The organism is uncultured Xylophilus sp. (assembly GCA_913776965.1).
Lineage (GTDB): Bacteria > Pseudomonadota > Gammaproteobacteria > Burkholderiales > Burkholderiaceae_C > Xylophilus.
In genome coordinates this window covers 20,974-46,131 of the sequence record CAJYQL010000056.1, presented here as the reverse complement: position 1 = coordinate 46,131, position 25,158 = coordinate 20,974, and the positions used below count along the sequence as shown (strand labels likewise).

Here is a 25,158-nt window from a genome sequence, read left to right as displayed (position 1 = left end):
GTTTCGCCGCCGCAGCGGTCCTCGCGGCCGTCCTCGTCGGCCGCGAAGCGGCGCCGCCCGCCACGACGCAGTACCTGGTGGTGCTGGTCGCGCCGCAGGACCAGGCGCCCGGCTGGGTGGTGCAGGCCCGGTCCGCCCAGTCGATCGAGCTGATCCCGCTCGGCAGCGCCTCCGTGCCGGCCGACAAGGCTCTGCAGTTCTGGACCAAGGCCGACGGCTGGCAGGCGCCGGTGTCGCTCGGGCTGGTGCGGCCGGGCCAGACGGTCCGGGTGCCGCTCGACACGCTGCCGCCGCTGCAGCCCCACCAGCTGTTCGAGTTGACGCTGGAGCCGTCCACCGGCTCGCCGACCGGACGGCCGACCGGCCCGATCCAGTTCATCGGCCGGGCGGTGAAGGTCACCTGATGGTCGGGCCCGACCGCCTCATCGCATTGCCGCCGGCCCGGCTGCTGCAGCTGTCGGCGGTGGTGGCGCTGGCGACCATCGCCCTGAAGGCCGGCGCCTGGTGGGTCAGCGGCTCGGTCGGGCTGCTCTCCGATGCGCTGGAGTCGGTGGTCAACCTGGCGGGCGCGCTGTTCGGCCTTGCGATGGTGGCGATCGCCGCCCGACCGGCCGACGACGACCATCCCTACGGCCACCACAAAGCCGAATACTTCGCCTCGGGCTTCGAGGGCATGCTGATCCTGGTGGCCGCCGGCGCCATCGTCTGGACCGCCGCCGGCCGGCTGCGGGCACCGCAGCTGCTGGAGCAGATCGGCTGGGGCTTGGCGCTGTCGCTCGGCAGCACCGTGCTCAACGGCCTGCTTGCCTGGGTGCTGCTGCAGGCCGCGCGCCGGCACCGCTCGGCTGCGCTGGAAGCCGACGGTCGCCATCTGGTCACCGATGTCTGGACCTCGGCCGGCGTGGTGCTGGGCATCGTGCTGGTCCACGCGACCGGCTGGCTCTGGCTCGACCCGGCGGTCGCCCTCGCGGTGGCGCTCAATATCCTGCACGAGGGCGGCCGGCTGGTCTGGCGCGCGGCGCAGGGGCTGATGGACGAGGCCGCCGAGCCGGAGGTGCAGGCGGCGATCCGCACGACGCTCGACCGGCTGGGCATCGAGGCCGGGCCGGCGCTGCGCATCGACCACCTGCGCACCCGCCGCGCCGGCAGCCGGCATTTTGCCGACCTGCACCTGCACCTGCCGGCGGGATGGCCGCTCGGCCGCGCGGTGGAACGCCGGGCCGCCGTCGAGGCCGCGCTGCGGGCGGCGGTGCCCGGGCTGCGCGTCAGCATCCAGCTGCTGTCCCACGAGGTCGAGGCCCATCCCGACGAGGACGACGACGCCCTGCCCGATCCGGCTCCCGCCGCCACACCCCAACCGAAGGATGCCCGCCCATGATCGCCCTGCTGCAACGTGTCCGCGAGGCCCGCGTGGAGATCGCCGGCGACACCGTCGGCGCGATCGGCCCGGGTTTGCTGGCGCTGGTCTGCGCCGAGCGCGGCGATACGGCAGCCGAAGGCGACCGGCTCCTGGCCAAGCTGCTGCGGCTGCGCATCTTCCAGGACGACGCCGGCAAGATGAACCGCAGCCTGCAGGACACCGCCGGCGGCCTGCTGATCGTCAGCCAGTTCACCCTGGCCGCCGACACCCGCAGCGGCAACCGGCCGAGCTTCACCGCCGCCGCCGCGCCGGACGAGGGGCGCCGCCTGTACGACGCCTTCGTCGCCACCGCCCGGGCCGCGCATCCGGTGGTGGCCACCGGGCGGTTTGGGGCGGACATGCAGGTGCATCTGGTCAACGACGGGCCGGTGACGGTGCCGTTGCGGATCGCGCCGGCCCTGGCGGTGGCGGATGTGCCGCCCAAGCACCGCTAAAAAGTCACCGGACGACGCCGACCGGGCGTCCCAGGCAGCGATTCAGGTGTCTGCGCCGGTCGGCGACGAGGGCAGCACGGCAGGCCCCACCGGCAGCGCGCCCAGCACCCAGCCGCACCAGGCGGCCACCGCCGCATCGCCGGGCGGAAGCGAAGGCGACGGCATATCGCTGGCCTCCGCCGTTTCCCCCGCTGCCAGCGCCGGCCAGCGCTGCAAGGCCTCGCGGCTGATCGCGCCCAGCTGCCACAGCGCCTCGCGTCCCACCGCGTCGGCGTCGGCCCGGTGGTGCGGGTCTTCGTCGTCGGCCTGGGCCAGCAGGTAGGCGGGCTCGTCCGGGTCGCCGCCGGCTTCCGTCAGCACCCGACGCAGGCCGGCCAGGCGGGCACTCAGCCAAGCGTGGGCCGGCGTGGCCGTAGCTGCCGCCGATGCGCCGCCGCCCGCCGGTGGCTGCAGTTCGCTCCAGCGGTCGAAGGCCGCGGCCAGCTGCTCGAAATGCTGTTGCGGGGCGGCGTGCGCCTCGGGGGCGGCACCCACAGGTGTTGCGTCGCGCAGCAGCGCCAGGATCTCGCCGGTCGCGGCCGCGGGCAGGCCGCGCTGGTTGAGCCGCAGCACCAGCCCCAGGCGGTAGATCGCCGCCTCGCCGAACTTGGCCGACAGCGCGGCGGCCAGTTCCGCCAGCATCAAGGTCTGGCCGAGCGGCGAGATGGCGCCGCCACGCAGGCCGCGCGGGTAGCCGCTGCCGTCGAGCCGTTCGTGGTGCTCGAACACCGCCGCGACGGCCTCCGGCGTATAGCCGCCCTGCTCGCGCAGCAGCAGCATGCCGGTGATCGGGTGGGCCCGCAGGTGCCGCCGCTCGGCCGCACTCATCGTGCGGTGGGGCGCCAGCCAGGCCGGGTCCATGTGCAGCATGCCGAGGTCGTGCAGCAGCCCTGCGGCGGCCAGCGCGGCGATCTGGCGTTCGCCGTTGCCGGCGCGCCGGCCGAGGTAGAGCGCGACCATCGTGGTTTTCAGGCTCAGGTCGAGCAGCTGCGGATAGCGGTCCCGCATCAGCGTGAGCCGCAGCGCGAAGGCGCCGGGCAGCGGCACGGTCCGCAGCGGCACCACCAGCGGGTCGGTGCTGCCGAGCGCCTGCACCATCCGGCGCACCAGGGCGGACCGCTCGGCCAGCGCCCGTGCGCGGGCCTCGAGGTCCTGCAGCGTCACCATGCCTTCGATGCCGATCTGCTGGTCGATCGGGTGGCTCAGACGGTGGCGCACCAGGCGGGCGTAGAGCGCGCTGTCGATCCGCGCGCCGGCCTCCAGCAGCTTGTTGCCGTTCTCGGCATAGATCGCCGCCTGCGCGCTGACCACGCTGCGGTCGCACATCGCGCCGAAGGCCCGGCGGTAATGGGTGTCGTCGGGGATGTCGGGAAGGTCGGGGGAGGAATGCATCGGTGCGGAAAACGCGCAGTCCGCACGATGGTAGCGCTAGCCACACGCGGCTGCGGCGCATGGCTGACAGGCAGACTGCGCCCGTCAGCAGACCGTCAGTACGGGCTGGGGTAGCCCAGCCGCGCGAGGATCTCCACCTCGCGCGCTTCCATCGCCTCGGCGTCCGCGTCGCCGGTCTCGTGGTCCCAGCCTTGGGCGTGCAGCGTGCCGTGGACCAGCAGGTGGGCGTAGTGGGCCTGCAGCGGCTTGCCCTGCTCGGCCGCCTCGCGTGCGACGACCGGCGCGCACAGGACTAGGTCGGCCGTCACCACCGGCGCCTGCGTGTAGTCGAAGGTCAGCACGTTGGTCGCATAGTCCTTCTGCCGGTAGTCGCGGTTGAGCGCCTGGCCTTCTTCGGCATCGACGATCCGCACCGTGATCTCGCCCGGCGCCTCCAGCGCATGGCGGATCCAGCGCGCAACCTTGGCGCGCGGCAAAGCAGCGCGATGCAGCGCCGCCTCGGGAAAACGGGCAAATTGCAGGGACAGGGTCAGGTCTTCGAGCATCGAATCGGCTTCCAACGCAGGTGGGACGGGCGCAAGGCGCTATCGAATCAGGAGCGCCGCGGCGGTACGGCGCGGGCCGCCGGCGCGCGGCCGGCCGCCTCGTAGGCATCGACGATGCGCGCCACCAGCGGGTGGCGCACCACGTCGGCGGTCGTGAAACGGGTGATGGCGATGCCCTTGACCCGCTTCATCACCCGCTCGGCATCGATCAGGCCCGACAGCGCACCCTGCGGCAGGTCGATCTGGCTCACGTCGCCGGTCACCACCGCCTTGGAGCCGAAGCCGATCCGGGTCAGGAACATCTTCATCTGCTCGGGCGTCGTGTTCTGCGCCTCGTCGAGGATGACGAAAGCGTTGTTGAGCGTCCGGCCGCGCATGAAGGCGAGCGGCGCGATCTCCAGCGCATTGCGCTCGAAAGCCTTCTGCACCCGGTCGACACCCATCAGGTCGTAGAGCGCGTCGTAGAGCGGCCGCAGGTAGGGATCGACCTTCTGGCTCAGGTCGCCCGGCAGGAAGCCGAGCCGCTCGCCGGCCTCCACCGCCGGGCGGGTCAGCACGATGCGCTGCACCGCGGCGCGCTCCAGCGCATCGACCGCCGCGGCTACCGCGAGATATGTCTTGCCGGTGCCGGCCGGACCGATGCCGAAGGTTATGTCGTGCGTCGCGATGTTGTCGAGGTAGAGCGTCTGGCCGGCGGTGCGGGCCTGCAGGTCGGCGCGCCGGGTGGTGAGCACCTGGCCCTGGCCGCCGGGCGACGAGAGCTCGCTGTCGCCCGCGAGCATCAGCTGCAGCGTGTCCGGCTCGATCGGCCGCTCGGCCCGCTCGTAGAGCGCCTGCAGCAGTTCCATCGCCTGCTGCGCCTTGGCCTTCGGCCCGTCGACCTTGAACTGCTCGTGGCGGTGCGCGATCTTCACGTCGAGCGCGATCTCGATGGTGCGCAGGTGGGCGTCCATCGGGCCGCACAGGTGGCCCAGCCGCAGGTTGTTGTGGGGCGTGAAGGTGTGGCGCAGGATCATGGAGGGGGCGGGTCGGGCAGCGGCGGCGAAGGGCTGGTATTGTCGCCGGCTCCCCTTTTTGTCTCGTGTACTCGCGTATCGGCGGCCCCCATGATCGGACGACTGCAGGGCCTGCTGGCCCAGAAGAACCCACCCCAGGTGCTGGTGGACTGCCACGGCGTCGGCTACGAGGTCGATGTGCCGATGAGCACCTTCTACCAGCTGCCCGCGCTCGGCGAACGGGTGACGCTGCTCACCCATTTCGTGGTGCGCGAGGACGCGCAGCTGCTCTATGGCTTCGCCACCGCCGACGAGCGCGACGCCTTCCGCCAGCTGATCCGCATCTCGGGCATCGGGCCGCGCATGGCGCTCGCGGTGCTGTCGGGCATGGGCGTTTCGGACTTGGCGCAGGCGGTCACGCTGCAGGAGTCCGGCCGGCTGGTGAAGGTGCCGGGCATCGGTAAGAAGACCGCCGAGCGGCTGCTGCTGGAACTGAAGGGCAAGCTCGGCGACGCACTGGGCGGCCCGGCGACGGTCGCGAGCGACGCCCAGGCCGACATCCTGCAGGCGCTGCTGGCGCTCGGCTACAACGACAAGGAAGCCGCCGCCGCGCTGAAGGCACTGCCGGCGGACGTGGGGGTGAGCGAGGGGATCAAGCAGGCGCTGAAGGCACTGGCGAAGTAGGCGACGCCGGCCGTCACGGCGCGCGGCGCGCCGTCGTCAGCTGGTAGCGGAAGCGGTCGGCCCGGTAGACGGTGTGCTCGAAGTGCAGCGCGGCGCCGTCGGCCGCATGCACCACGCGCTCGACCTGCAGCACCGCGCTGCCGGCCTCCACGGCCAGCCACCGCGCTTCGGTCGCCGTCGCCAGCGCTGCGGCGATCGACAGGTCGGCGTGGTGCACCGCCAGGCCCAGTTCGTTCTCGTAGATCGACAGGATGTCCCGGTTGGCCAGATCCGCCCGGGCCAGGCGCTCGCCGATCGCTTGCGGCATCCAGGAGTGGTTGAGCGACAGCGGCTCGCGGTTCAGGTAGCGCAGCGTCTGCAGCTGCATCACGGCCGTGCCCGGGGCCAGGCCCAGGTGCGTGGCGACCTCGCCCCGGGCCCGGCCCTGCCGGAAGGCGAGCACCCGGCCGTGCACGCTGCGACCGTCGCCGGCGAGCGATTCCGACAGGCCGCGCAGCTGCGTCAGGTCCTGCGCGACGGCAGGTTGTGCGACGAAGCTGCCCTTGCCGTGGGCCTTGACCACCAAGCCCTCCTTCTGCAGGTCGTTCAGCGCCTGCCGCACCGTGATGCGGCTCACGCCGTACTGCGCGGTCAGCTCCGCCTCGGAGGGCAGCCGGTCGCCCGGCGGGCGCCGGCCGTCGAGGATCTCGGCCTTCAGCCGGTCGCGCAGCTGCGCGTACAGCGCCTGTGCGGACTGCACTAGACCGGCGCGCGGCGCTGTCGCCGCACGGGCATTCATGCCTGGCATGCTGTTTGCACCACTTGTCCTAACTTGTCATAACAAGTTAGATTCGCGCCACGGTGGTGCGTTTTCTGTTCTACAGCTCTGGAGTGGATCATGAAACAGGCGAAGTTCTGGACGGCGGCGGCGCTCGCGGTCGTGCTGGCTGCCACGGCGGCGAAGAGTATCGCGCAGGCCCCCTGGCCCGCCGGGCCGGTCACGGTGGTGGTGCCGTTCCCGGCGGGCGGCAGCGTGGACGTGGCTGCCCGCATCGTGCTGCCGCGCCTGGCCGAGCGGCTCAAACAGCCGTTCGTCATCGAGAACACCGTCGGCGCAGCCGGCACCATCGGCACGCAGCGCGTCGTGCGCGCACGGCCCGACGGCCTCACCCTGCTGTTCGCCGTCGCCAGTCCGATCAGCGTGGCGCCGCTGGTGTCGCCCGGCACCGTGAAGTACGACGCGCTGAAGGATCTGGTGCCGGTCTCGCCGGTCGCAGTCGCGCCCTTCGTGCTGGTCGGCAAGCCGGCGCTCGCGCCGAAGACCACCGCGGAACTGCTGGCGCTGGTCCGTGCAGAACCCGGCAAGCTGAACTACGGCACCGACGGCGTCGGCACCTCGATGCACGTCACCGCCGAGCTGATCAAGCAGACCGCACGCCTCGACATGGTGCACGTGCCCTACAAGGCGGGGCCGCAGGTTCTGACCGAGCTCGCCGGCAACCAGATCGAACTGGCGGTGCTGCCGGTCACGCTGGCGCAGCCCTTCATCAAGGACGGCAAGGTGCGGGCGTACGGCGTGACCTCGCGCCAGCGCTGGGCATCGCTGCCCGATACGCCGGCCCTGGCCGAGACGCCCGAACTGAAGGCCGTGGAGATCGAATCGTGGTACGGCCTGCTGGCGCCGGCGCAAGTCGACCGCGCCATCGTCGACCGGCTGGCGGCCGAAACCGCGGCGGTACTGGCGGAACCGGACATCCAGCGCAAGCTCGGTGACGCGGGGCTGAAGCCGTTCGCGCTCGCACCGGCGCAGTTCGCCGCCTACCTCGCGCGGGAAAAGCAGTCGCTGGCGCCGGTGATCGCCGCGGCCGGCATCAAGCTCGACTGATGACCGTCACCCTCCCTCGGCGCCCTGCCTCATGAGTGTCGCCATCGTCGTCCTGGTGCTCTGCGCGGGTGTCTGCGTGGGCCTGACCGGCATCGGCGGCGTGGCGGTGGTCCCCGGCTTGAGCGTGTTGGCGGACATGCCCCTGACCCGCGCGGTACCGGCGTCCACGCTGGCGTTCCTGTTCACCGGCCTGATCGCCACCTGGCGTTTCCGCACGGTCCGCCGCGCGACCACGGCGGCGCCGGGCGCAGCACCGCCGGCACGACACCCCCTGTTGGCGCTGCAGGTTGCGGCCTTGCTCGGCGCGGCGCTGGGGGCGCTCAGCCTGCCGTGGGTGTCGGGCACCGGCATGCATCTGGCGCTCGCGGCGCTGTCGCTCGGCAGCGGCCTGCAGAGCCTGCTCGGCCGCGCGGTTCCGGAGGACGCCGCGCCGCGGGCCACGCCCGGGATGCTGGCGGGAATCGGGCTGGCGGTCGGCATCGGGTCGGCCTGGTCGGGCACCGGCGGCCCGATCCTGCTGCTGCCGGCCTTGGTTTGGCTGTCCACGCCGACCCGTGCAGCCATCGCCATGGCGCAGGCGGTGCAGCTGCCGATCGCGCTCGCGGCCACCGCCGTCAACGCCTGGGCCGGCCAGCTCGACTGGCGGCTCGGCACCACCCTCGGGGCGGTGCTGGTGGCCGGCTGGCTGGTGGGCGACCGACTGGCCGCGCGCATGCCGATCCTGCTGCTGCGGCGCCTGCTGGGCGGGCTGCTGGTGCTGCTGGGCCTCTGGTACGCCTTCCATACCCTGACCTGACGGAGACGACACGATGAACCCCGAGACGCTGCGCCGGGCGCTGCAGGCCGACGAACTGCTGATCGCGCCCGACTGGATGCTGCTGGAGGAAGGCCCGGTGCAGGGCCGGGCGCTGCACATCGCCGCCGGCACCATCACCGCCGTGGCACCGCTGGACGTGCTGCGCGAACGCCATCCGCACCTGGTTCCGCTGGAACCGCCGCACCGGCTGCTGATGCCCGGCTTCGTGGACGTGCACCACCACCTCACCCAGTCGTTCGGCAAGGCGCTGGCCTTCGGCGAGCCGTCGGAGATCTTCCGCCGCATCTGGGTGCCGCTGGAAGCGAGCCTGGACGCCCGCAGCCTGCACCTAGCCGCCAAGCTGGCGTCGCTCGAAGCCCTGCGCGGCGGCTTCACGACCGTGTGCGATGCCGGCACCCGCGCCAAGGAAGGGCTGGATGCGATCGCCGACGCCACGCGCGAAGCGGGCATCCGCTGCGTGCTGGCCCTCACCTGCAACGACGCCGGCGGCGACGAGACGGGCCGCCAGGCGCTGCTGGCCAAGGCGGAGACGCACCTGGCCGCCTTCCCGGGCCAGCCGCTGCTGCATCCGTCGCTGGCGATCTCCACGCCCGAGGCGGCATCGGACGCCCAGTTGCACGCGATCGCCCGCCTGTCGGCGGAAGCCGGCGTCGTGTTCCAGATCCATGTCAACGAGCATCTGGCCTCGGTCGAGCGGTCGCTGGTCTCACGTGGCCAGCGACCGCTGGAGCATCTGGCGGCGGTCGGGGCGCTCGGACCGCAGACGCTGGTGGCGCATGCGACCCTGGCCACCCCGCACGAACTGCTGCTGCTGCGCGACAGCGATACCGCGGTCGCCTACAACCCGGTGGCAAGTAGCTGGAAGGGCAATGCCGTGGCCGATGCACCGCTGATGGCGGCCCTCGGCATCCGCTTCGGCCTGGGCACCGACGGGACCCGCAGCGATGGCTTCCGGCTGATGGACGCGGCCGAGACCGCCCAGCGCCTGACCCGAGGTCTGGCGACCGGCGACTCCTCCTGCGGGGGCGGCTGGCTGTGGCCGCAGCACGCGACCGGGGGCGGCGCAGACGCGGCCGGCCTGTCCGGCGTGACCGGCCGCATCGCGGCAGGCCAGGCAGCCGATCTGCTGTTGCTGGACCTCGATGTGCCGGAGCTGTGCCCGTCGTGGGACCTCGGCTGGGAACTGGTGCGCCTGGCGGCCCGTGACCAGATCGAGGCGGTGCTGGTTGCAGGGCGGCTCCGTCTGTGGAAGGGCTGGCCGGTGGACTGGGACGCGCGGGCGCTGATGGAGGAGGTGCGGGCCGTCGCACGCCACGACGTGGTCCGTGCGCCGATCCAGAAGATCCATCCGCTGTCGTATCAGCACCGGGCGGCCGGGCGGTGAACGCAGAGCGCCTGCGCCTTCACGGCATGAACCAGTACCGCAGCGCGTGGAAATAGATCGGCGCGGCGAAGATCACCGAATCCAGCCGGTCGAGCATGCCGCCGTGGCCCTCGATCATGCTGCCCCAGTCCTTCACGCCGCGGTCGCGCTTGATCGCGGACATCACCAGCCCGCCGAAGAAGCCCATCACGCAGATCACGAAGGCGAGCAAAGCCGCCTGCCAGAAGGTGAAGGGCGTGGCCCAGGCCAGCAGCGCGCCGAGCACCGTGGCGCTGGCGATGCCGCCGATGAGGCCCTCCCAGGTCTTCGACGGCGACAGCAGCGGCGCGACCTTGCGCTGGCCGAGCAGCTTGCCCCAGATGTACTGCAGCACGTCGCTGCCCTGCACCACGATCACCAGGAAGGCGATCAGCAGCAGGTTGCGGCCTTCGAACCCCGGAATGTCGAGCGTCAGCAGCGCCGGCACGTGGCTGATGCAGAACACGCAGACCATCAGGCCCCACTGGACCTTGGAGGTGCGCTCCAGGAAACGCGTGGTGTCGCCCGCGACCGCCGAGACGATCGGCAGCACCAGGAAGGCGTAGACCGGGATGAAGATCGAATACAGGCCGTACCAGTCCATCCAGATCAGCAGGTACTGCACCGGCAGGCCGATGAAGAAGGCGAGCGCCATCGCGTTGTGGTCGCCGAGCCGGGTGTAGGCGAGGCTCAGGAACTCGCGCAGCGCGTAGAACGAGATCAGGTAGAACAGCAGGATCACCCCGCCCTTACCGAAGGCGAAGGCCAGGCCGATCACCGCGACCATCACCCACCAAGCCTGCACCCGCTGGTTGAAGTTGTCGACCACCGGGTGCGGCTGGCCGTGGGCGAAGCGCCGCTTGAGCCACCAGCCGGCGGCGGACGCAAGCAGCAGGACCGCGGCCACGCCGCCGAACAGCAGCGCGGTGGTGTTGGAAGGTTCGCGCAGGGACATCAGCGGACCTCCGGTGCAGAAGATGTCGGCGCCGCGGCCGGCAGGGCGGGCAGCGGTGCATCGACCGGGGCGGCTGCCGGCGGGGCCGGCGGCGAGGGCGGGGCCGGGGGCGGATCGCGGTCGTACTCCGGCCGCATGTCGAGCAGCGCCTGCCGGGCGCGCGCCAGGAAATCGGCCTTGTCCTCGCCTGCGCCCAGCACCAGCGGCGGGCCGTAGCGCAGCGTGCAGGCCAGCGGCACCGGCAGCAGCTTGCCCTTGGGCAGGACGCGCTTCAGGTTCTCGATCCAGACCGGCACCAGGTGTACGTCGGGACAGGCGCGGGCCAGGTGGTAGAGGCCACTTTTCAGCGGCAGCAGCGTCTCTTCGGTGGTGTTGCGGGTGCCCTCGGGGAACATGATCAGCGAGTCGCCGTTGCCGAGCGCCTCGGCCATCTGCTCCACCGGATTGCCGCCGGCGCCGCTGCCGTCGCGGCGGATCATCAGCGCGCGGAACACGTCGCGGCCGATGAAGGCCCGCAGTTTCGAGGCCATCCAGTAGTCCTCGCCGGCGACCGGCCGGGTGACGGCCCGCAGCCACGGCGGCAGCGTCGCCCACAGCAGCACGAAGTCGCCGTGGCTGGTGTGGTTGGCGAAGTACAGCGTCGGGCCGGTGTGGCGCGTCGCGTCGAAGCCTATCGCGCGCAGGCCGGTCAGCAGCTGGGCGAACAGCACGATCAGCCGGCCGACGGCTTCGGCCGCCCAGGCACGGGCGCGGTCCTTCACGTGGGGGTCCATGGGGCGTTCTCGCGGGAAGTCATGTCGAAGGACGCCGGGCCGGCATCAGGGGCGTCGTCGGCCGGCAGCAGGACAGCACCGAGCGCGACGGCCACGAGGACCGCCTGCAGCAGCACGATGTTGCGGTGGACGCGCAGCAGGCGCAGGGCGCCCTGCACCCGGTCGGGCAGCGGCCGCACGTCGGTGGCGGCGGTGTCCGATCGCAGTCCGAGCCCCGCCAGCGCGCCGTCGAGGCCGGACAGCGACGCGATACGGCCGTCGGCCAACGCACGGAACAGCCCGGCGTCAAAGCGCAGGCGCAGCGCCAGATAGCGCTCCGGCAGGCCCAGCGCCGCCACGGCGGCGAGCGCGGCCGGTACGGCGGTGCCGGGAAATTCGAACGCCAGCAGCACCGCCACGGCGAGGGCGGCCAGGGCCAGACCCCAGGCGGCGGGAACGGCCGCAGCATCCAGCCAGGCAGCAGTGGCCGCGCCCAACGCGCGGTCTTCATCGGTCATCACGGGAACTCCTGTCGGGAAGCGAAGGGGTGAAGGGATGGGCGGGGCGTGGGCGCAGGACCGACCTCCGCATGCAAGGCCGCCTGCCAGCGCCGCCCGAGCACCACTTGCGGGCGGGCCTGCCGCACCACGGCTTCGGCAGCGGCGGCATCCTGGCCCGGCTGGGCGGCCAGCCACGCGACCACGGTCGCCGCGCTGCGCGAGAAGCCGAGCGCGCAGCAGACCCAGACCGCATCGCCGGCCTGCCGCTGCGCCTGCAGCATCAGGGCCGCACGGTGCAACCGGCCCGGCGGCGGCACCACCAGGTCGAGCATCGGCAGGCAGCGCGCGTCCGGCACTGGCGGCAGTTGCCGCTCGGCGCACAGGCCGAGCAGGCGCGGACGGCCGGCCCGCACCCATTCGCCGTAGGTCGGGATGCGGCCGAGCCACAGGCCGGGCCGCACCTCCGAAGCCGGCGGCAGCCGGCGGGTCCAGCACCACACGTTGAGCGCGGCCAGCGCCCGGTACGGGCCGGTCAGCCAGCGGGCCGACCAGTGCATGCGGCCCTGCCGGTCCATGCGGAAGGCCCGCGCGCCCAGGCCCGCATAGGCCAGCGCCACCACGGCGAACGATACGGCCGGCCAGCACAGCCAGAGACCCCATCCGCCGACCAGCAGCGCCGCGCCCAGGCACAGCGCCGCCGCGGCGCCGTAGCCGGCCGCCAGCAGGCGGCGCCGGGGATCGCGCGCGGTGCGCCAGGCACGCGGCAGCGCCACCGTGCGCTCCAGCGGCCACAGCCAGACGCAGGCCACGCCCAGCAGCGCGCCGGTCGGGATGTCGATGAAATGGTGCTGGAAGGTGGTGAGCACCGAGGCGCAGATCGCCAGCGTCCAGCCGTGCAGCAGCACCCGCGCCCAGCGCGGCCGCACGAACTGCCGGTACCAGTCCCACAGCACGACCGCCAGCGCGATGTGCAGCGACGGCGCCTGGTTGAACGGCTGGTCGAAGCCGCGCAGCGCGGCGAACAGGAAGGCCGGCGCGCCCTCCACCGCCGGCTGGCCGAAGCTGAAATGCAGCGGCCAGACGACAAAACAGGCGACGGCCACGAGCTGCACCGTCAGCAGCCGCGCGCCGTGCCGGTCCACCTGGTGGCGGGTGCGGCCGAGGAACAGCGACAGCGCATAGAACGCATTGATCGACCAGTATGGAAAGATGGTCCAGGCCCAGAACGGGATCTGTCGCTCCCAGTCGAACACCACCGACGGCACCGCGGCCCGGCCCGCCGCCCAGTGGTTGGCCAGCCCATAGCTCAGGTAGAACAGCGGCCCGAGCAGCGCCAGCCAGGCGGCGGCGCGCTTCCAGGGCCTCGGCGGTGGCGTCATGCGGCGGCGGCGCCCTGCCGCACGGCCAGCGACACGGTGAAGATGCCCCACTCATCGATCCGCTGCGCGACCTTGCGGAAGCCCGCGGCGGCGACCAGCTGGTCCATCTCGGCCTGGGTGCGGCGGCGCATCACCCAGGCGCTGCCCTGCCGGTGGCTGGTGAGCGCCCGGGCGATCATCTCCAGTTGCGGATGCCACGGCTGGCCGGTGTAGACCAGGTAGCCGCCCTCCTCCACCGCATCGGCCACGCCGTGCAGCGAGCGCTGCACCGCGGTGTTGTCCGGAAACAGCTCGTACAGCCCCGACACCACCGCGACCGTCGGGCGCGGTACCGTTGCGGCCAGGCTGGCACGGTCGAAGGCGTCGGCTTTCACGAACTGGGCGGTGCCGTCCAGCCCGCGCGCGGCGATCAGCGCCCGGCCGTCGCGCACATTGATCTCGCTGTAGTCGCGCAGCAGCACCGACGCCACCGGCACCGGGCTCGCCTGCACCGCGTCCAGCACGTAGCGGCCGTGGCCGGCGGCGATGTCCAGCAGCCGCACGGCGCGGCCCTGCGCGGCGACGCGGCGCATCGCTGCCTGCAGCAGCTCCTCGACATGCAGTTTGCGCTGCCGGATGCCGCGCCAGCCGATCGACTCGAGGTAGGTCCGGTCGATCGCACGGCCGACCAGCGGCGCGCCCTCGGGCGTGTTGCGGTAAACGTAGTCCAGCGTGCTGCCCGAATCGAAACCGGTGGCATGGCCGAGCGCGATGCCGCGCGACAGCCGGCCGCCCAGCCGCAGCCCGGCACGGGTCGCCGCCCAGTACAGGCCGCGCGGCGACAGGGCCGGCAGCGGCGCCGCCAAGGCTCGCGCCTCGTCGGCGGTGGCGCCGTGCCGGTCGGCCTGCCGCAGGTCCACCGGGATCGGCGGACCGGCGAAGCGCTCGAGGACGAAGTCGCGCACCGCCCGCACCGCCGGGGCGCGGTCGCGCTCGCCGAGCGTGTCGTGGAAGAAGCCCGGCAGGTCGAGCCGGGTCTTCACCCGGCTGCCGAGCCGGTCGAAGAAGTCGATCTGCGGCTGCTGCCGCACCACCCAGTCGGCGCCCGAGATCAGCAGCTGGACCGGCTGCGTGATCGCCTGTGCGTCGGCCACCACCCGGTCGGCCGCCTCGTAGAGGCCGAGCAGCACGTTCGACGCGATCGGCCGGGTGATCAGCGGGTCGGTGCCGTAGCTGGCGATGCGCTCCGGGTCGTGCGTCAGGAAGCGCGGCTTGACATAGCTGTTGACGAAGAACGGCCCGCGCAGCCGCTGCAGCAGCGCGATGCCCTGCCGCGCGAACGGCACGTAGAGCTTGATGCTGAAGGCCGGCGAGGCGAGCGTCAGCCCGCGCACCGGCGGGGCGTAGTCGTGCGCCCAGGTGGCGGCCAGCACCGCGCCGACGCTCTGCGCCACCACGTGCAGGTCGGGCGTGGCCACGCCGTGGGCGGCATCGAGGTGCTCGGCGAAGGTCTGCAGGTCGCGCACCGAGGTGGCGAAGCTCGGGCTGAAGCCGCGCACGCCGGGCGAGCGGCCATGCCCGCGGGCGTCCCAGGCGAAGAAGTCGACGTCCGGCAGGTCCAGCTCGTCGACCAGGTGCGCCATGCGGCCGGAATGCTCGTGGCCGCGGTGCAGCAGCACGACCGCGCCGCGCCGCGCGCCGCCGACCGCCGGCCAGTGCCGGTAGAAGAGGTCCACGCCGTCGTGGGTGCGGAAATGGTGTTCGCCTGCGGTGCGCAGCATGGGCTCCTCCTCGGGTTTGTCAGGGTGCGCGGCTGGCGTCGGCCAGCGCCGCGCGCATGCGGCGCACCACCGTCCAGGCCACGCCCGCTGCCAGCAGCGGCATCAGCCAGGCGACCAGGTCGGGCATCGGTCCGCCCAGCGCCACCCACAGTCCGAGCGCACCGAACACGAAGGCGCGGTCGCTCTTGCCGAGCGGGCCGTCGTAGCGCCGGCTCGCACCGATGGTGGGGCCGAGCGCGCCGGCGAATTCCGACAGCCCGGCCAGCACGATCACCGCGCCGACCCAGAAGCCGTCGAACGGCGCCACCAGCGCGAACGGCAGGTACAGCGCCGCATCGGACAGCACGTCGGTCAGCTCGTTGAGCAGCGCACCGAGCGCGCTCTGCTGGCCGAACTCCCGCGCCAGCATGCCGTCGACCGCGTTGAACGCCATGCGCAGCAGCATCCAGGCCGGCACCAGCGCGAAGGCTGCAGCGGGCGGCGCCGCGAAGAAGAGCCACAGCCCGAGCGCCACCGATACCGCGCAGGCCGCGAGCGTCACTTGGTTCGCGGTGACGCCGGCCCGGTACAGGCGGCCGACCGCCGGGCGGAGAAAGGCCTGGAAACGCGGCTTCAACTGGTAGATGGACAAGGGCGGTATCCGCGGAAAGCGGTCGTTGGACATGCGTACGACGGCATGACGGTCAATCGGAAGCGGCAGGGCGCAAGGCCGGGCGGAACTATAAACTTCGGTGTGCCTTGCGCGCTGTCGCCCGTCGTGCACGGCCTGCCGCCGGTCGGGCCGTCCGGCGCCGAGGCTGCACCGCGGCCTGTCCTGCAGCGCGCCGCTTCTTCCCACCATGACCATCCAGACCGACGACTTCGCCCCCGCGCCCGCCCGACGCGTGGTCTCCGCCGCCCCCGCCTCACCGCAGGAAGAGGCGATCGAGCGCGCCCTGCGCCCCAAGCTGCTCGACGAGTACATCGGCCAGGCCAAGGCACGCGAACAGCTGGAGATCTTCATCGGCGCGGCCCGCAAGCGCGGCGAGGCGCTCGACCATGTGCTGCTGTTCGGCCCCCCGGGTCTCGGCAAAACCACGCTCAGCCACATCGTCGCGGCCGAGCTGGGCGTGAACCTGCGGCAGACCAGCGGCCCGGTGCTCGAGAAGCCCAAGGACCTGGCCGCGCTGCTGACCAATCTCGAGAAGAACGACGTGCTGTTCATCGACGAGATCCACCGGCTCTCCCCCGTGGTGGAGGAAATCCTCTACCCGGCGCTGGAGGACTACCAGATCGACATCATGATCGGCGAGGGGCCGGCTGCCCGCAGCATCAAGCTCGACCTGCAGCCCTTCACCCTGGTCGGCGCCACCACCCGTGCCGGCATGCTGACCAACCCGCTGCGCGACCGCTTCGGCATCGTGGCGCGGCTGGAGTTCTACACGCCCGAGGAACTGGCCCGCATCGTCAAGCGCAGCGCCTCGCTGCTGAACGCGCCGATGGACGACGACGGCGGCTTCGAGATCGCCCGCCGCAGCCGCGGCACGCCCCGCATCGCCAACCGGCTGCTGCGCCGGGTGCGCGACTACGCCGACGTGAAGGGCGACGGCACCATCACCAAGGACATCGCCGACCGGGCGCTGGCGATGCTCGACGTCGATCCGCAGGGCTTCGACGTGATGGACCGCAAGCTGCTGGAAGCGGTGATCCACCGCTTCGACGGCGGCCCGGTCGGGCTCGACAACATCGCCGCCTCGATCGGCGAGGAAGCGGGCACGATCGAGGACGTGATCGAGCCGTACCTGATCCAGCAGGGCTACCTGCAACGCACGACCCGCGGTCGTATCGCCACGCTGGCGGCGTTCCGGCACCTGGGCGTGGCACCCCCCAAAGGCAACGCCGAACTGTTCGGCTGAAGGACCCCCGAAGGACAGCGTCGCATGGAACCGCAACCGCCCCTGCCCGACCTCCCCGTTTCCGTTCCCGCCGGATCAGAAGAAGAACGGCTCGCCGCGGTCCGGGCGCTCCGGCTGCTCGACACACCGCCGAACGAACGCTTCGACCGGATCGCCCGCCTGGCGCGCGACCGCTTCGGGACCGCGGTCGCGCTGATCTCGCTGATCGACGAGCGGCGGCAGTGGTTCAAATCCTGCATCGGCCTGTCGATGACCGAGCTGCCGCTGGCCGACAACCTCTGCAACGTGGTGCTGCTGCGCGGCGAGGCGCTGGTGCTCGACGACGCCCACGCCGATCCGGTCTACGCCCGCCACCCCCGGGTGATCGGAGAACCCTATGTGCGGTTCTATGCCGGCGTGCCGTTGGTGCTGCCGTCGGGCCAGGCGGTCGGGACGCTGTGCGTGGCCGACCCGGCGCCGCGTACGCGCCCTTTCGATGCCGCCGACCGTGCCAGCCTGAGCGACCTCGCCGCCCTGGTGATGCGCGAGATCGCGCTCGACCAGGAACAGGGGCGGCGCCACGACCTCACCGGCCTGCCCAACCGGGCGCAGCTGATGGACGACCTGCGCGACCTGGGCGGCGTGGCGCCGCAGACCCGCCGCGCGCTGCTGGTGATCGAGGTCATGTCGCATGCCGACATCCGCAGCATGGCGCGGGCCGTCGGCACCCAACCCATGGAAGAGGGTTTGCGCGCCGCCGCCGCCCGGCTGCAGGGTTGGCTGCCGCCGGATGTGCGGCTCTACCAGAGCGCCGACGCCTGCTTCGCCCTGCTGCTGCCCGAGGACGGTACCGCCGACCATGCGGCCCGCGCCGAAGCGCTGGTCCGCGCGATGCGCGAGCCGTTCATCTCGCACGGCACCGAGGTCACGCTGCCGGCGGTCGGCGGCGGCGTCCTGCTGGACGCCGACCATATCGAGGACGCCCTGCGACGTGCCACCTCCGCGCTGCACGAAGCCCTGCGCACCCGGGCCCTCGTGGGCTGGCACCATCCCGACATCGACCGGCAGCATCGGCGGGCCTTCGGCCTGCTGCGCGACCTGCCCGGACATCTGGCCGAGGGCCATCTGCGCCTGGTGTACCAGCCCAAGTTCGACCTGGAGTCCGGCCGCTTCCGCAGCGTGGAGGCACTGCTGCGCTGGCACCATCCGCGGCACGGCAACGTGCCGCCGAACGACTTCATTCCGCTGGTCGAGGCGACGGTGCAGATCCACGCGCTGACCCGCTGGGTGCTGCATGCGGCCCTGCGCCAGCAGGCGCTGTGGCGCGACCAGGGCCTGGTGGTGGCGGTCGCGATGAACGTCTCCGCCCGCGACCTGGAGCAGCCCGATTTCGTCGAGACGGTGGTCGGCGCCTGCGCGGCCCACGGCGTCGAGTTGCGCCAGCTGCACCTGGAATGCACCGAGACGGCGGTCACCACCGGCCGGCAGGCGATGCGCACCCTGCGGTCGCTACACCGCCGGGGCGTGCACATCGCGATCGACGACTTCGGCGTCGGCTACAGCAACCTCGCCTGCCTGCGCGACATGCCGGCGCGGCTGCTGAAGGTGGACCGTACGCTGGTCGCACCCATCGCCGCCGACCCGATCGCCCTGCGGCTGTTCCGCTCGGTGGTCACGCTCGGCCGTTCGCTCGGCTTCCGGGTGCTGGCCGAGGGCGTGGAGGACGCCGCGACGCTCAGCCGGGTCCAGCAGGCCGGCTGCGAGGGCGCGCAGGGCTACTACCTGTCGCGGCCGCTGGAGGTTCCCGATGCCGAGGCCTTCCTGCGGGCGAAACTGCCGAAGGACGCTTCCGCCTGAGGCGCATGCTGCGCAGCGCCCGGAACGCAAAAGCCGCCGGCCCCTCAAGGACCGGCGGCTTTTTCATTCGCTATCGAAACCGTAGCTACCTGCGCAGGCAGCACCTGCGCAGACTGCCGATTTCAGTCTCGAATTTCAGGCGAGCAGTGCGTTGACCCGCTTCACATAGGCCGCCGGGTCTTCCGGCAGGCCGCCTTCGGCCAGCAGCGCCTGGTCGAACAGGATGTGGGCCAGGTCGTGGAAATGCACGCTGCCGTCGAGTTTCTTCACCAACGGATGCTCCGGATTCACCTCCAGCACCGGCTTGCTCTCCGGCGCCTTCTGGCCGGCCTGCTTGAGCATGCGGGCGAGCTGGGTGCTCATGCCGTGCTCCTGCACCACCAGGCAGGCCGGCGAATCGACCAGCCGGGTGGTGGCGCGCACGTCCTCGGCCTTGTCCTTCAAGGCTTCCTTCAGCTTGGCGACCAGCGGCTTGAACGCCTCGGCGGCTTCTTCCGCAGCCTTCTTCTCGTCCTCGTCCTGCAGCTTGCCGAGGTCCACCGCGCCCTTTGCGACCGACTGCAACGGCGTGCCGTCGAAGTCCTGCAGGTAGTTCAGCGCCCACTCGTCGACCCGGTCGGTCATCAGCAGCACCTCGATGCCCTTCTTCTTGAAGACTTCGAGCTGCGGGCTGTTCTTGGCAGCGGCCAGGCTGTCGGCGGTGATGTAGTAGATCGCCTCCTGCCCGTCCTTCATCCGGCTCTTGTAGTCGGCGAAGGAGACGCTGACGCTGTCGGTCGTGGTGGACGGGAAGCGCAGCAGCTTGGCGATGCGCTCGCGGTTGGCGAAGTCCTCGCCCAGGCCTTCCTTCAGCACCGAGCCGAACTCGGCATAGAACTTGGCGTACTTGCCGCTGTCGTCGGCCGCGCTGGCAGCGACCTCGGCCGCCGGCACGGGAGCGTTCTTGTCCTCGACGTCGGTCACGCCCTCGGTCGGCTCGGGTGCGGGCACCGCTTCGCCGGAGCCGATGTCGATCTTGCCCTCGCCGCTTTCGGGCGCGGTCTTCTGCTTCTTCGCCAGGTCCTCCAGCATCGACAGCACCCGCTTGGTGCTGCCTTCGCGGATGGACCGCACGTCGCGGCTTTCCTGCAGCAGTTCGCGGCTGACGTTGAGCGGCAGGTCCGCCGAGTCGATCACGCCCTTGACGAAGCGCAGGTACGACGGCAGCAGCGCCTCGGCCTCGTCCATGATGAAGACGCGCTTGACGTAGAGCTTCACGCCCGCCTTGCTGTCGCGGTTCCACAGGTCGTAGGGCGCGCTGGCGGGGATGTAGAGCAGCTGCGTGTACTCGGTGCTGCCCTCGACCCGGTTGTGCGCCCAGGCGAGCGGCGGCTCGGTGTCGTGGCTGATCTGCTTGTAGAACTCGGTGTACTGCTCCTCGGTCACGTCCTTCTTCGGGCGGGTCCAGAGGGCACTGGCCTTGTTGACGGTCTCCCATTCGCCGGTCTTGACCATGCCGCCGGGCTGGCGGCCGCCGTTCTCGTCGCCGGGGACCAGCAGTTCGCCGTCCTTCCACTCTTCCTTCTCCATCAGGATCGGCAGGCTGATGTGGTCGGAATACTTGGCGATGATCTGCTTGAGCTTCCAGGCGTTGAGGTATTCCTCGGCGTCGTCGCGCAGGTGCAGGATCACCGCGGTGCCGCGCTGGGCGCGCTCGATCTGCTCCACCTCGAAGTCGCCGGCGCCGCCGCTGGTCCAGCGCACGCCCTCGGAGGCCGGCAGGCCGGCGCGGCGGGACTCCACCGTGATCCTGTCGGCCACGATGAAGCCCGAGTAGAAGCCGACGCCGAACTGACCGATCAGCTGGCCCTGCTCGGACGCCTGCGACTTCTGGTCGCCGGTCAGCTTGCTGACGAAGTCCTTGGTGCCGCTCTTGGCGATCGTGCCCAGGTTGTCGATCGCCTCCTGCTGCGACAGGCCGATGCCGTTGTCGGCGATGGTGATGGTCTTGGCGTCCTTGTCGAAGGAGACGCGCACTTCCAGGCTGGACTGGTCCTCGTACAGCGCCGGCTGGTTGATCGCCTCGAAACGCAGCTTGTCGCAGGCGTCCGATGCGTTGGAGACCAGCTCGCGCAGGAAGATCTCCTTGTTGGAGTACAGCGAATGGGTGACCAGGTGCAGCAGCTGCGCGACTTCGGCCTGGAACGACAGGGTTTGTTTGCTCATGGCTGTTCGGTTGGAAGCGGATGGCGAAAACGGAGGAATGCGGCGCCCGGCAGGCGGTGCCGCAGGCGACACGGCGATGTGGGGACGGCAGCGGCGCTCTTCAAGACCCGGTGGCCGGCGCAGACCATGCGGCCCAGGCATCGGCCGGCGACGCCACCACCGGCGGGGGCGGCCAGCGCAGGTCGAGCAGGTCGCCGTCGCCCGAGACCAGCCACTGCGCGTCGCCGGCCAGCGCCACCTGCAGGAACTTGTCGTCGTCCGGGTCGCGGCTGAAGCGCCGGGCCGCGGTCGCCGGCGGCACATCGACCCAAATGCCCACGGCACCGACGTCGTGCAGGATCTGCTTGCGGTCCTCGATGCTCAGATAGCGGTCGAACTTCGGCCGCCACAGGCGGGTCGACAGTTCCGCGAAGGTCGCATCGGAGAACAGCAGCCGGCCTTGCGCCAGGCAGTGCCGCACGATGCGCGCAGCCGGTGCGGTCCGGGAGAGTGCGGCGCTGATCAGGACATTCGTATCGACGACGACCCGCAACGCATCAGCTTTCATCGGCGAGCAGTGCGTCGATCTGCCCGTCCGTCAGGCCGGCGGCCTCGGCCGCGGCGGCCGTGCGGTCGAGCGTGCGGGCCAGCCGGTCGGCATAGAAGGCGCGCATCGCCTCGTAGTCGGAGGGCGATACCAGCACCCCCACGACCCGTTCGTGGCGCAGCACCCGGACCGGCTCCTTCTGCGCCATGTCCACGAAGGCGCCGAACTGGGTCTTGGCTTGGTTGGCGGTCATCGTCTGCATGGTGGGTCTCCCGCAATGACCGTTCAGTTTAGTCGAATCGTTCGATTCAAGCGGTCTTGTCGGCCGCGCCCGGCCTGCCGTGCAACTCCCGCCATTCCCGCGCCTGCGAGAAATGGCCGCAACCGATGAACGGCACCGGCGGGCGCAGGGCCGACAGCGGCGACGGATGGTTGGCCGTCAGCACCCGGTGGCGGGTGGCGTCGATCAGCGCGCGCTTGCTCTGGGCGTGCGAGCCCCACAGCATGAAGACGACCGGATGGTCGCCCTCGGCCACGGCGCGGATCACCGCGTCGGTCAGGATTTCCCAACCCTTGCCGGCGTGGCTGGCGGGCTTGCCCTCCTCCACCGTCAGGCAGGTGTTGAGCAGCAGCACGCCGCCGGTCGCCCATTTGGCAAGGCTGCCGCCCGGCACCGGGAAGGCGGGCGGCGGCGTGCCCAGGTCGCGCTGCAGCTCCTTGAAGATGTTGCGCAGCGACGGCGGCAGCGCCACGCCCGGCGCGACCGAGAAGGCCAGCCCCTCGGCCTGGCCGCGGCCGTGGTACGGGTCCTGGCCGAGGATCACGACCCGCACCTGCTCCGGCGGCGTGAGCTCCAGCGCCCGCAGCGGCTGCGGCGGGAAGATGGTGGCGCCGGCGTCGAGCCGGGCCTGCAGGAAGGACAGCAGCGTCTGGCCCGGCAGGCTGCCGAAGAAGTCGTCGACCAGCGGCTGCCAGCCGGGGGCGACCGGCCAGTCGGCGGGGTCGGCGGAACGCAACTGGTCGGCGGGGGCGTCGTTTTGCATGGAAATCGGGCTCCTGCGCCCGCCCTGCCTGCGCAGGGCGCTATCGTTTCGGTAGTAAGTTCGTTCAGCGGCCGAACAGGGCCGCCAGCGCCTCGCCCGGCTCCGGCGCGCGCATGAATGCCTCGCCGACCAGGAAGGCATGGACGCCGGCGTCGCGCATGCGCTGCACGTCGGCCCGCCCCAGGATGCCGGACTCGGTCACCAGCAGCCGGTCGGCCGGCACGTCGGCCAGCATGCCCAGCGTGGTGTCGAGCGTGACCTCGAAGGTCCGCAGGTTGCGGTTGTTGATGCCGACCAGCGGCGTGCGCAGCTTCAGCGCCCGCTGCAGTTCGTCGCGGTCGTGCACCTCGACCAGCACCGCCATGTCGAGGCCGTGGGCGATCGCCTCCAGGTCGGCCATCTGCGCATCGTCGAGGACAGCCGCGATCAGCAGGATCGCGTCGGCGCCCATCGCGCGGGCCTCGTAGACCTGGTAGGCCTCGACCATGAAGTCCTTGCGCAGCACCGGCAGGTCGCAGGAGGCGCGCGCCTGCTTCAGGAAGTCGGGCTCGCCCTGGAAGAACTGGCGGTCGGTCAGCACCGACAGGCAGGCCGCGCCGTGCTCGGCGTAGCTCTGCGCGATGTCGGCGGGAACGAAGTCGGCACGCAGCACGCCCTTGGACGGGCTCGCCTTCTTCACCTCGGCGATCACGGCGGCGTCGCCCGCGGCGATCTTGCCGCGCAGCGCGCCGAGGAAGTCGCGGGTCAGCACGCGGGATTCGGCGTCGGCGCGCACCGCCTCGAGCGGCCGGCGCTTGCGGGCGGCGGCGATCTCGGTGCGTTTGACGTCGATGATCTGGTTCAGGATGTCGGACATAGGCAGGGATGTTAGGCGGTCGCCGCCAGCGGCTGGCGCGCGACCAGTTCGGCCAGCTTGGCGGTCGCCGCGCCGCTGTCGATCGCGCGGCGTGCCAGTGCCAGGCCGTCGGCGATCGTCGGCGCCACGTCGGCGGCATAGAGCGCGGCGCCCGCGTTCAGCGCCACGATGTCGCGCGCCGGGCCGGTCTCGCTGCCGTCGAGCACGCCGCGCAGCAGGCGCTGCGACTGCTCGGGCGTCTCGACCTTGAAGGAGCGGCTGCTCGCCATCGCGAGGCCGAAGTCCTCCGGATGGATCTCGTATTCGGTGACCACGCCGTCCTTCAGCTCGCCGACCAGCGTGGCGGCGCCCAGGCTCACCTCGTCCAGGCCGTCCTTGCCGAACACCACCAGCGCATGCGCGGCGCCGAGCCGCTGCAGCGCCCGCACCTGGATACCGACCAGGTCGGCGTGGAACACGCCCATCAGGATGTTCGGCGCGCCGGCCGGGTTGGTGAGCGGCCCGAGGATGTTGAACAGCGTGCGCACGCCCAGCTCCTTGCGCACCGGCGCGACGTTCTTCATCGCCGGATGGTGGTTGGGCGCGAACATGAAGCCGATGCCGACCTCGGCGATGCTGCGGGCGATCGCCGCCGGGCTCTGCTGGATGTCGATGCCGAGCGCCTCCAGCACGTCGGCGCTGCCGCTCTTGCTGCTGACGCTGCGGCCGCCGTGCTTGCTGACCTTGGCGCCGGCCGCGGCGGCGACGAACATCGCGCAGGTGCTGATGTTGAAGGTGTGCGAGCCGTCGCCGCCGGTGCCGACGATGTCGACCAGGTGGCGGGTGTCGGCCACCTCGACCTTGGTCGAGAACTCGCGCATCACCTGCGCCGCGGCGGTGATCTCGCCGATGGTTTCCTTCTTCACCCGCAGGCCGGTCAGGATGGCCGCGGCCATGACCGGCGACAGCTCGCCGCGCATGATCAGCCGCATCAGGTGCAGCATCTCGTCGTGGAAGATTTCGCGGTGCTCGATGGTGCGCTGCAGCGCTTCCTGGGGGGTGATGGGCATGGGCGCTCTCCGGCAGGTTTTTGAGAAGGTTTCAGGCCGCGAGCGCAGGGGGGACAAGCGCCAGCAGCTATCGAAAACAGAGCAGATAGGCCGCGGCGGTCAGGCGGTCTGCTCCAGGAAGTTTTTGAGCATCGCGTGACCGTGCTCGGTCAGGATCGACTCGGGGTGGAACTGCACGCCTTCGATCGGCAGCTCCTTGTGGCGCACACCCATGATCTCGCCGTCGTCGGTCCAGGCGGTGATCTCCAGCACCGGGGGCGGCGCGGTCTTCTCGATCGCCAGCGAGTGGTAGCGGTTGACGGTGAACTTCTCGGGCAGGCCGGCGAACACGCCCTTCTGCGTGGTGGTGATGACGCTGGTCTTGCCGTGCATCAGCTGCTCGGCCCGGACGATCCGGCCGCCGAAGGCCGCGCCGATCGCCTGGTGGCCCAGGCAGACGCCGAGGATCGGCAACCGGCCGGCGAAGGCCTGGATCGCGGCGACCGAGACGCCCGCCTCGGCCGGCGAGCAGGGCCCGGGCGAGACGACCAGCCGGTCCACGCCGGCGGCGATCCGCTCGGCGATGCCGTCGACGGTGATCTCGTCGTTGCGGACCACCGTCACCGATGCGCCGAGTTCGCCGAAGTACTGGACGATGTTGTAGGTGAAGCTGTCGTAGTTGTCGATCATCAGCAGCATGGGGTTCTCCGGTGCGCAGGTCCGCGCCAGGGGCGGCGGGGGCTGCAGGCTTGCGAGTCGGGAAAAGGCGCCGGGACCGGGGAGCGCCTGCCGCAATGGCGGGCCGTCCGGGGCGGGCGGGAGGTGCGCCGC

General features: G+C 71.5%; 26 protein-coding genes. 9 read left to right on the top strand and 17 right to left on the bottom strand.

Annotated elements, in window-relative coordinates; translation table 11 throughout:
• The 3 genes from QZ500_RS08265 to dtd all read left to right on the top strand — a co-directional run.
• A partial coding sequence (locus tag QZ500_RS08265; protein WP_295853581.1) for an anti-sigma factor occupies positions 1-404 on the top strand: 404 nt, incomplete at its 5' end.
• The gene (locus QZ500_RS08260; protein WP_295853577.1) at positions 404-1,378 is read left to right on the top strand and encodes a cation diffusion facilitator family transporter; all 975 of its coding nucleotides are present in this window, start codon (positions 404-406) and stop codon (positions 1,376-1,378) included. The genes QZ500_RS08265 and QZ500_RS08260, both read left to right, overlap by 1 nt.
• Positions 1,375-1,854, top strand: a complete 480-nt coding sequence (gene dtd / locus QZ500_RS08255) for a D-aminoacyl-tRNA deacylase (protein WP_295853575.1) — start codon at positions 1,375-1,377, stop codon at positions 1,852-1,854. The genes QZ500_RS08260 and dtd overlap by 4 nt, the downstream gene beginning before the upstream one ends.
• Positions 1,855-1,896: 42 nt before the next feature.
• Here dtd and QZ500_RS08250 read toward each other — a convergent pair whose 3' ends face one another.
• The 3 genes from QZ500_RS08250 to QZ500_RS08240 form a co-directional block, all read right to left on the bottom strand.
• On the bottom strand, positions 1,897-3,285 hold the full coding sequence (locus QZ500_RS08250) for an HD domain-containing phosphohydrolase (protein WP_295853570.1): 1,389 nt from the start codon (positions 3,283-3,285) through the stop codon (positions 1,897-1,899).
• 95 nt (positions 3,286-3,380) lie between these two features.
• A complete protein-coding gene (gene ybeY, locus QZ500_RS08245; protein WP_295853567.1) occupies positions 3,381-3,830 on the bottom strand; it encodes an rRNA maturation RNase YbeY in 450 nt (149 codons plus the stop codon).
• Between the two features lie 47 nt (positions 3,831-3,877).
• Positions 3,878-4,846, bottom strand: coding sequence for a PhoH family protein (locus QZ500_RS08240; protein ID WP_295853565.1), 969 nt, complete (start codon positions 4,844-4,846; stop codon positions 3,878-3,880).
• A 90-nt stretch (positions 4,847-4,936) separates the two neighbouring features.
• Here QZ500_RS08240 and ruvA point away from each other — a divergent pair, with 90 nt between their 5' ends.
• Entirely contained in the window at positions 4,937-5,509 is a 573-nt protein-coding gene (gene ruvA / locus QZ500_RS08235) for a Holliday junction branch migration protein RuvA (RefSeq protein ID WP_295853562.1), read from the top strand.
• 13 nt (positions 5,510-5,522) lie between these two features.
• Here the strand turns inward: ruvA and QZ500_RS08230 are convergent, their stop codons facing one another.
• Positions 5,523-6,287: a GntR family transcriptional regulator gene (locus tag QZ500_RS08230; RefSeq protein WP_295853559.1), complete on the bottom strand. Its 765-nt coding sequence runs from the start codon at positions 6,285-6,287 to the stop codon at positions 5,523-5,525.
• Positions 6,288-6,386: 99 nt separating this feature from the next.
• Between QZ500_RS08230 and QZ500_RS08225 the strand changes: the two genes are divergently transcribed.
• From QZ500_RS08225 to QZ500_RS08215, 3 genes are read left to right on the top strand one after another with little or no spacing between them, the layout of a single operon-like run.
• Positions 6,387-7,373, top strand: coding sequence for a tripartite tricarboxylate transporter substrate binding protein (locus QZ500_RS08225; RefSeq protein WP_295853556.1), 987 nt, complete (start codon positions 6,387-6,389; stop codon positions 7,371-7,373).
• Between the two features lie 31 nt (positions 7,374-7,404).
• The gene (locus QZ500_RS08220; RefSeq protein WP_295853553.1) at positions 7,405-8,169 is read left to right on the top strand and encodes a sulfite exporter TauE/SafE family protein; all 765 of its coding nucleotides are present in this window, start codon (positions 7,405-7,407) and stop codon (positions 8,167-8,169) included.
• 13 nt (positions 8,170-8,182) lie between these two features.
• Positions 8,183-9,574 carry an amidohydrolase family protein gene (locus tag QZ500_RS08215; RefSeq protein WP_295853550.1) on the top strand — a complete coding sequence of 464 codons (1,392 nt, stop codon included), beginning with the start codon at positions 8,183-8,185 and terminating at the stop codon, positions 9,572-9,574.
• Positions 9,575-9,593: 19 nt separating this feature from the next.
• On the opposite strand, the gene QZ500_RS08210 is transcribed toward QZ500_RS08215, so the two are convergent.
• Genes QZ500_RS08210 through QZ500_RS08185 form a run of 6 tightly spaced genes read right to left on the bottom strand, consistent with a single transcriptional unit; the run spans position 9,594 to position 15,569 of the window.
• Complete coding sequence (locus QZ500_RS08210; RefSeq protein WP_295853547.1) at positions 9,594-10,547, bottom strand: phosphatidate cytidylyltransferase; 954 nt, start codon at positions 10,545-10,547, stop codon at positions 9,594-9,596.
• On the bottom strand, positions 10,547-11,320 hold the full coding sequence (locus QZ500_RS08205; protein ID WP_366762815.1) for a lysophospholipid acyltransferase family protein: 774 nt from the start codon (positions 11,318-11,320) through the stop codon (positions 10,547-10,549). Before QZ500_RS08205 ends, QZ500_RS08210 begins: the two co-directional genes overlap by 1 nt.
• Positions 11,305-11,817 (bottom strand): hypothetical protein, encoded by a 513-nt coding sequence (locus tag QZ500_RS08200; RefSeq protein WP_295853544.1) that lies wholly within the window; start codon positions 11,815-11,817, stop codon positions 11,305-11,307. Before QZ500_RS08200 ends, QZ500_RS08205 begins: the two co-directional genes overlap by 16 nt.
• Positions 11,817-13,178 carry a phosphatase PAP2/dual specificity phosphatase family protein gene (locus QZ500_RS08195; RefSeq protein ID WP_295853539.1) on the bottom strand — a complete coding sequence of 454 codons (1,362 nt, stop codon included), beginning with the start codon at positions 13,176-13,178 and terminating at the stop codon, positions 11,817-11,819. The genes QZ500_RS08200 and QZ500_RS08195 overlap by 1 nt, the downstream gene beginning before the upstream one ends.
• Complete coding sequence (locus QZ500_RS08190; protein WP_295853536.1) at positions 13,175-14,938, bottom strand: bifunctional alpha/beta hydrolase/class I SAM-dependent methyltransferase; 1,764 nt, start codon at positions 14,936-14,938, stop codon at positions 13,175-13,177. Before QZ500_RS08190 ends, QZ500_RS08195 begins: the two co-directional genes overlap by 4 nt.
• 19 nt (positions 14,939-14,957) lie before the next feature.
• Complete coding sequence (locus QZ500_RS08185; RefSeq protein WP_295853533.1) at positions 14,958-15,569, bottom strand: CDP-alcohol phosphatidyltransferase family protein; 612 nt, start codon at positions 15,567-15,569, stop codon at positions 14,958-14,960.
• Positions 15,570-15,777: 208 nt separating this feature from the next.
• Here QZ500_RS08185 and ruvB point away from each other — a divergent pair, with 208 nt between their 5' ends.
• Positions 15,778-16,833: a Holliday junction branch migration DNA helicase RuvB gene (ruvB, locus tag QZ500_RS08180; protein WP_295853530.1), complete on the top strand. Its 1,056-nt coding sequence runs from the start codon at positions 15,778-15,780 to the stop codon at positions 16,831-16,833.
• A gap of 24 nt (positions 16,834-16,857) precedes the next feature.
• Positions 16,858-18,669, top strand: a complete 1,812-nt coding sequence (locus tag QZ500_RS08175; RefSeq protein WP_295853527.1) for a sensor domain-containing phosphodiesterase — start codon at positions 16,858-16,860, stop codon at positions 18,667-18,669.
• A 135-nt stretch (positions 18,670-18,804) separates the two neighbouring features.
• Here the strand turns inward: QZ500_RS08175 and htpG are convergent, their stop codons facing one another.
• From htpG to QZ500_RS08140, 7 genes are all read right to left on the bottom strand, one after another.
• On the bottom strand, positions 18,805-20,874 hold the full coding sequence (gene htpG, locus QZ500_RS08170) for a molecular chaperone HtpG (RefSeq protein ID WP_295853524.1): 2,070 nt from the start codon (positions 20,872-20,874) through the stop codon (positions 18,805-18,807).
• Positions 20,875-20,974: 100 nt separating this feature from the next.
• Complete coding sequence (locus QZ500_RS08165) at positions 20,975-21,421, bottom strand: putative toxin-antitoxin system toxin component, PIN family (protein WP_295853521.1); 447 nt, start codon at positions 21,419-21,421, stop codon at positions 20,975-20,977.
• A complete protein-coding gene (locus tag QZ500_RS08160) occupies positions 21,411-21,662 on the bottom strand; it encodes a type II toxin-antitoxin system Phd/YefM family antitoxin (RefSeq protein WP_295853520.1) in 252 nt (83 codons plus the stop codon). Before QZ500_RS08160 ends, QZ500_RS08165 begins: the two co-directional genes overlap by 11 nt.
• 46 nt (positions 21,663-21,708) lie before the next feature.
• A complete protein-coding gene (locus QZ500_RS08155; protein WP_295853518.1) occupies positions 21,709-22,443 on the bottom strand; it encodes a uracil-DNA glycosylase in 735 nt (244 codons plus the stop codon).
• 64 nt (positions 22,444-22,507) lie between these two features.
• On the bottom strand, positions 22,508-23,299 hold the full coding sequence (gene trpC / locus QZ500_RS08150; RefSeq protein ID WP_295853515.1) for an indole-3-glycerol phosphate synthase TrpC: 792 nt from the start codon (positions 23,297-23,299) through the stop codon (positions 22,508-22,510).
• An 11-nt stretch (positions 23,300-23,310) separates the two neighbouring features.
• Positions 23,311-24,348, bottom strand: coding sequence for an anthranilate phosphoribosyltransferase (gene trpD, locus QZ500_RS08145; RefSeq protein WP_295853512.1), 1,038 nt, complete (start codon positions 24,346-24,348; stop codon positions 23,311-23,313).
• A gap of 99 nt (positions 24,349-24,447) precedes the next feature.
• Positions 24,448-25,017, bottom strand: coding sequence for an aminodeoxychorismate/anthranilate synthase component II (locus QZ500_RS08140; protein ID WP_295853586.1), 570 nt, complete (start codon positions 25,015-25,017; stop codon positions 24,448-24,450).
• Between the last annotated feature and the right edge of the window lie 141 nt (positions 25,018-25,158).

Excerpts from the sequence above, each read along its gene's own strand:
- QZ500_RS08260 (WP_295853577.1), top strand. The coding sequence starts at position 404 with ATGGTCGGGCCCGACCGCCTCATCGCATTGCCGCCGGCCCGGCTGCTG.
- dtd (WP_295853575.1), top strand. The coding sequence starts at position 1,375 with ATGATCGCCCTGCTGCAACGTGTCCGCGAGGCCCGCGTGGAGATCGCC.
- QZ500_RS08250 (WP_295853570.1), bottom strand. The coding sequence starts at position 3,285 with ATGCATTCCTCCCCCGACCTTCCCGACATCCCCGACGACACCCATTAC.
- ybeY (WP_295853567.1), bottom strand. The coding sequence starts at position 3,830 with ATGCTCGAAGACCTGACCCTGTCCCTGCAATTTGCCCGTTTTCCCGAG.
- QZ500_RS08240 (WP_295853565.1), bottom strand. The coding sequence starts at position 4,846 with ATGATCCTGCGCCACACCTTCACGCCCCACAACAACCTGCGGCTGGGC.
- ruvA (WP_295853562.1), top strand. The coding sequence starts at position 4,937 with ATGATCGGACGACTGCAGGGCCTGCTGGCCCAGAAGAACCCACCCCAG.
- QZ500_RS08230 (WP_295853559.1), bottom strand. The coding sequence starts at position 6,287 with ATGAATGCCCGTGCGGCGACAGCGCCGCGCGCCGGTCTAGTGCAGTCC.
- QZ500_RS08225 (WP_295853556.1), top strand. The coding sequence starts at position 6,387 with ATGAAACAGGCGAAGTTCTGGACGGCGGCGGCGCTCGCGGTCGTGCTG.
- QZ500_RS08220 (WP_295853553.1), top strand. The coding sequence starts at position 7,405 with ATGAGTGTCGCCATCGTCGTCCTGGTGCTCTGCGCGGGTGTCTGCGTG.
- QZ500_RS08215 (WP_295853550.1), top strand. The coding sequence starts at position 8,183 with ATGAACCCCGAGACGCTGCGCCGGGCGCTGCAGGCCGACGAACTGCTG.
- QZ500_RS08210 (WP_295853547.1), bottom strand. The coding sequence starts at position 10,547 with ATGTCCCTGCGCGAACCTTCCAACACCACCGCGCTGCTGTTCGGCGGC.
- QZ500_RS08205 (WP_366762815.1), bottom strand. The coding sequence starts at position 11,320 with ATGGACCCCCACGTGAAGGACCGCGCCCGTGCCTGGGCGGCCGAAGCC.
- QZ500_RS08200 (WP_295853544.1), bottom strand. The coding sequence starts at position 11,817 with ATGACCGATGAAGACCGCGCGTTGGGCGCGGCCACTGCTGCCTGGCTG.
- QZ500_RS08195 (WP_295853539.1), bottom strand. The coding sequence starts at position 13,178 with ATGACGCCACCGCCGAGGCCCTGGAAGCGCGCCGCCGCCTGGCTGGCG.
- QZ500_RS08190 (WP_295853536.1), bottom strand. The coding sequence starts at position 14,938 with ATGCTGCGCACCGCAGGCGAACACCATTTCCGCACCCACGACGGCGTG.
- ruvB (WP_295853530.1), top strand. The coding sequence starts at position 15,778 with ATGACCATCCAGACCGACGACTTCGCCCCCGCGCCCGCCCGACGCGTG.
- QZ500_RS08175 (WP_295853527.1), top strand. The coding sequence starts at position 16,858 with ATGGAACCGCAACCGCCCCTGCCCGACCTCCCCGTTTCCGTTCCCGCC.
- htpG (WP_295853524.1), bottom strand. The coding sequence starts at position 20,874 with ATGAGCAAACAAACCCTGTCGTTCCAGGCCGAAGTCGCGCAGCTGCTG.
- QZ500_RS08165 (WP_295853521.1), bottom strand. The coding sequence starts at position 21,421 with ATGAAAGCTGATGCGTTGCGGGTCGTCGTCGATACGAATGTCCTGATC.
- QZ500_RS08160 (WP_295853520.1), bottom strand. The coding sequence starts at position 21,662 with ATGCAGACGATGACCGCCAACCAAGCCAAGACCCAGTTCGGCGCCTTC.
- QZ500_RS08155 (WP_295853518.1), bottom strand. The coding sequence starts at position 22,443 with ATGCAAAACGACGCCCCCGCCGACCAGTTGCGTTCCGCCGACCCCGCC.
- trpC (WP_295853515.1), bottom strand. The coding sequence starts at position 23,299 with ATGTCCGACATCCTGAACCAGATCATCGACGTCAAACGCACCGAGATC.
- trpD (WP_295853512.1), bottom strand. The coding sequence starts at position 24,348 with ATGCCCATCACCCCCCAGGAAGCGCTGCAGCGCACCATCGAGCACCGC.
- QZ500_RS08140 (WP_295853586.1), bottom strand. The coding sequence starts at position 25,017 with ATGATCGACAACTACGACAGCTTCACCTACAACATCGTCCAGTACTTC.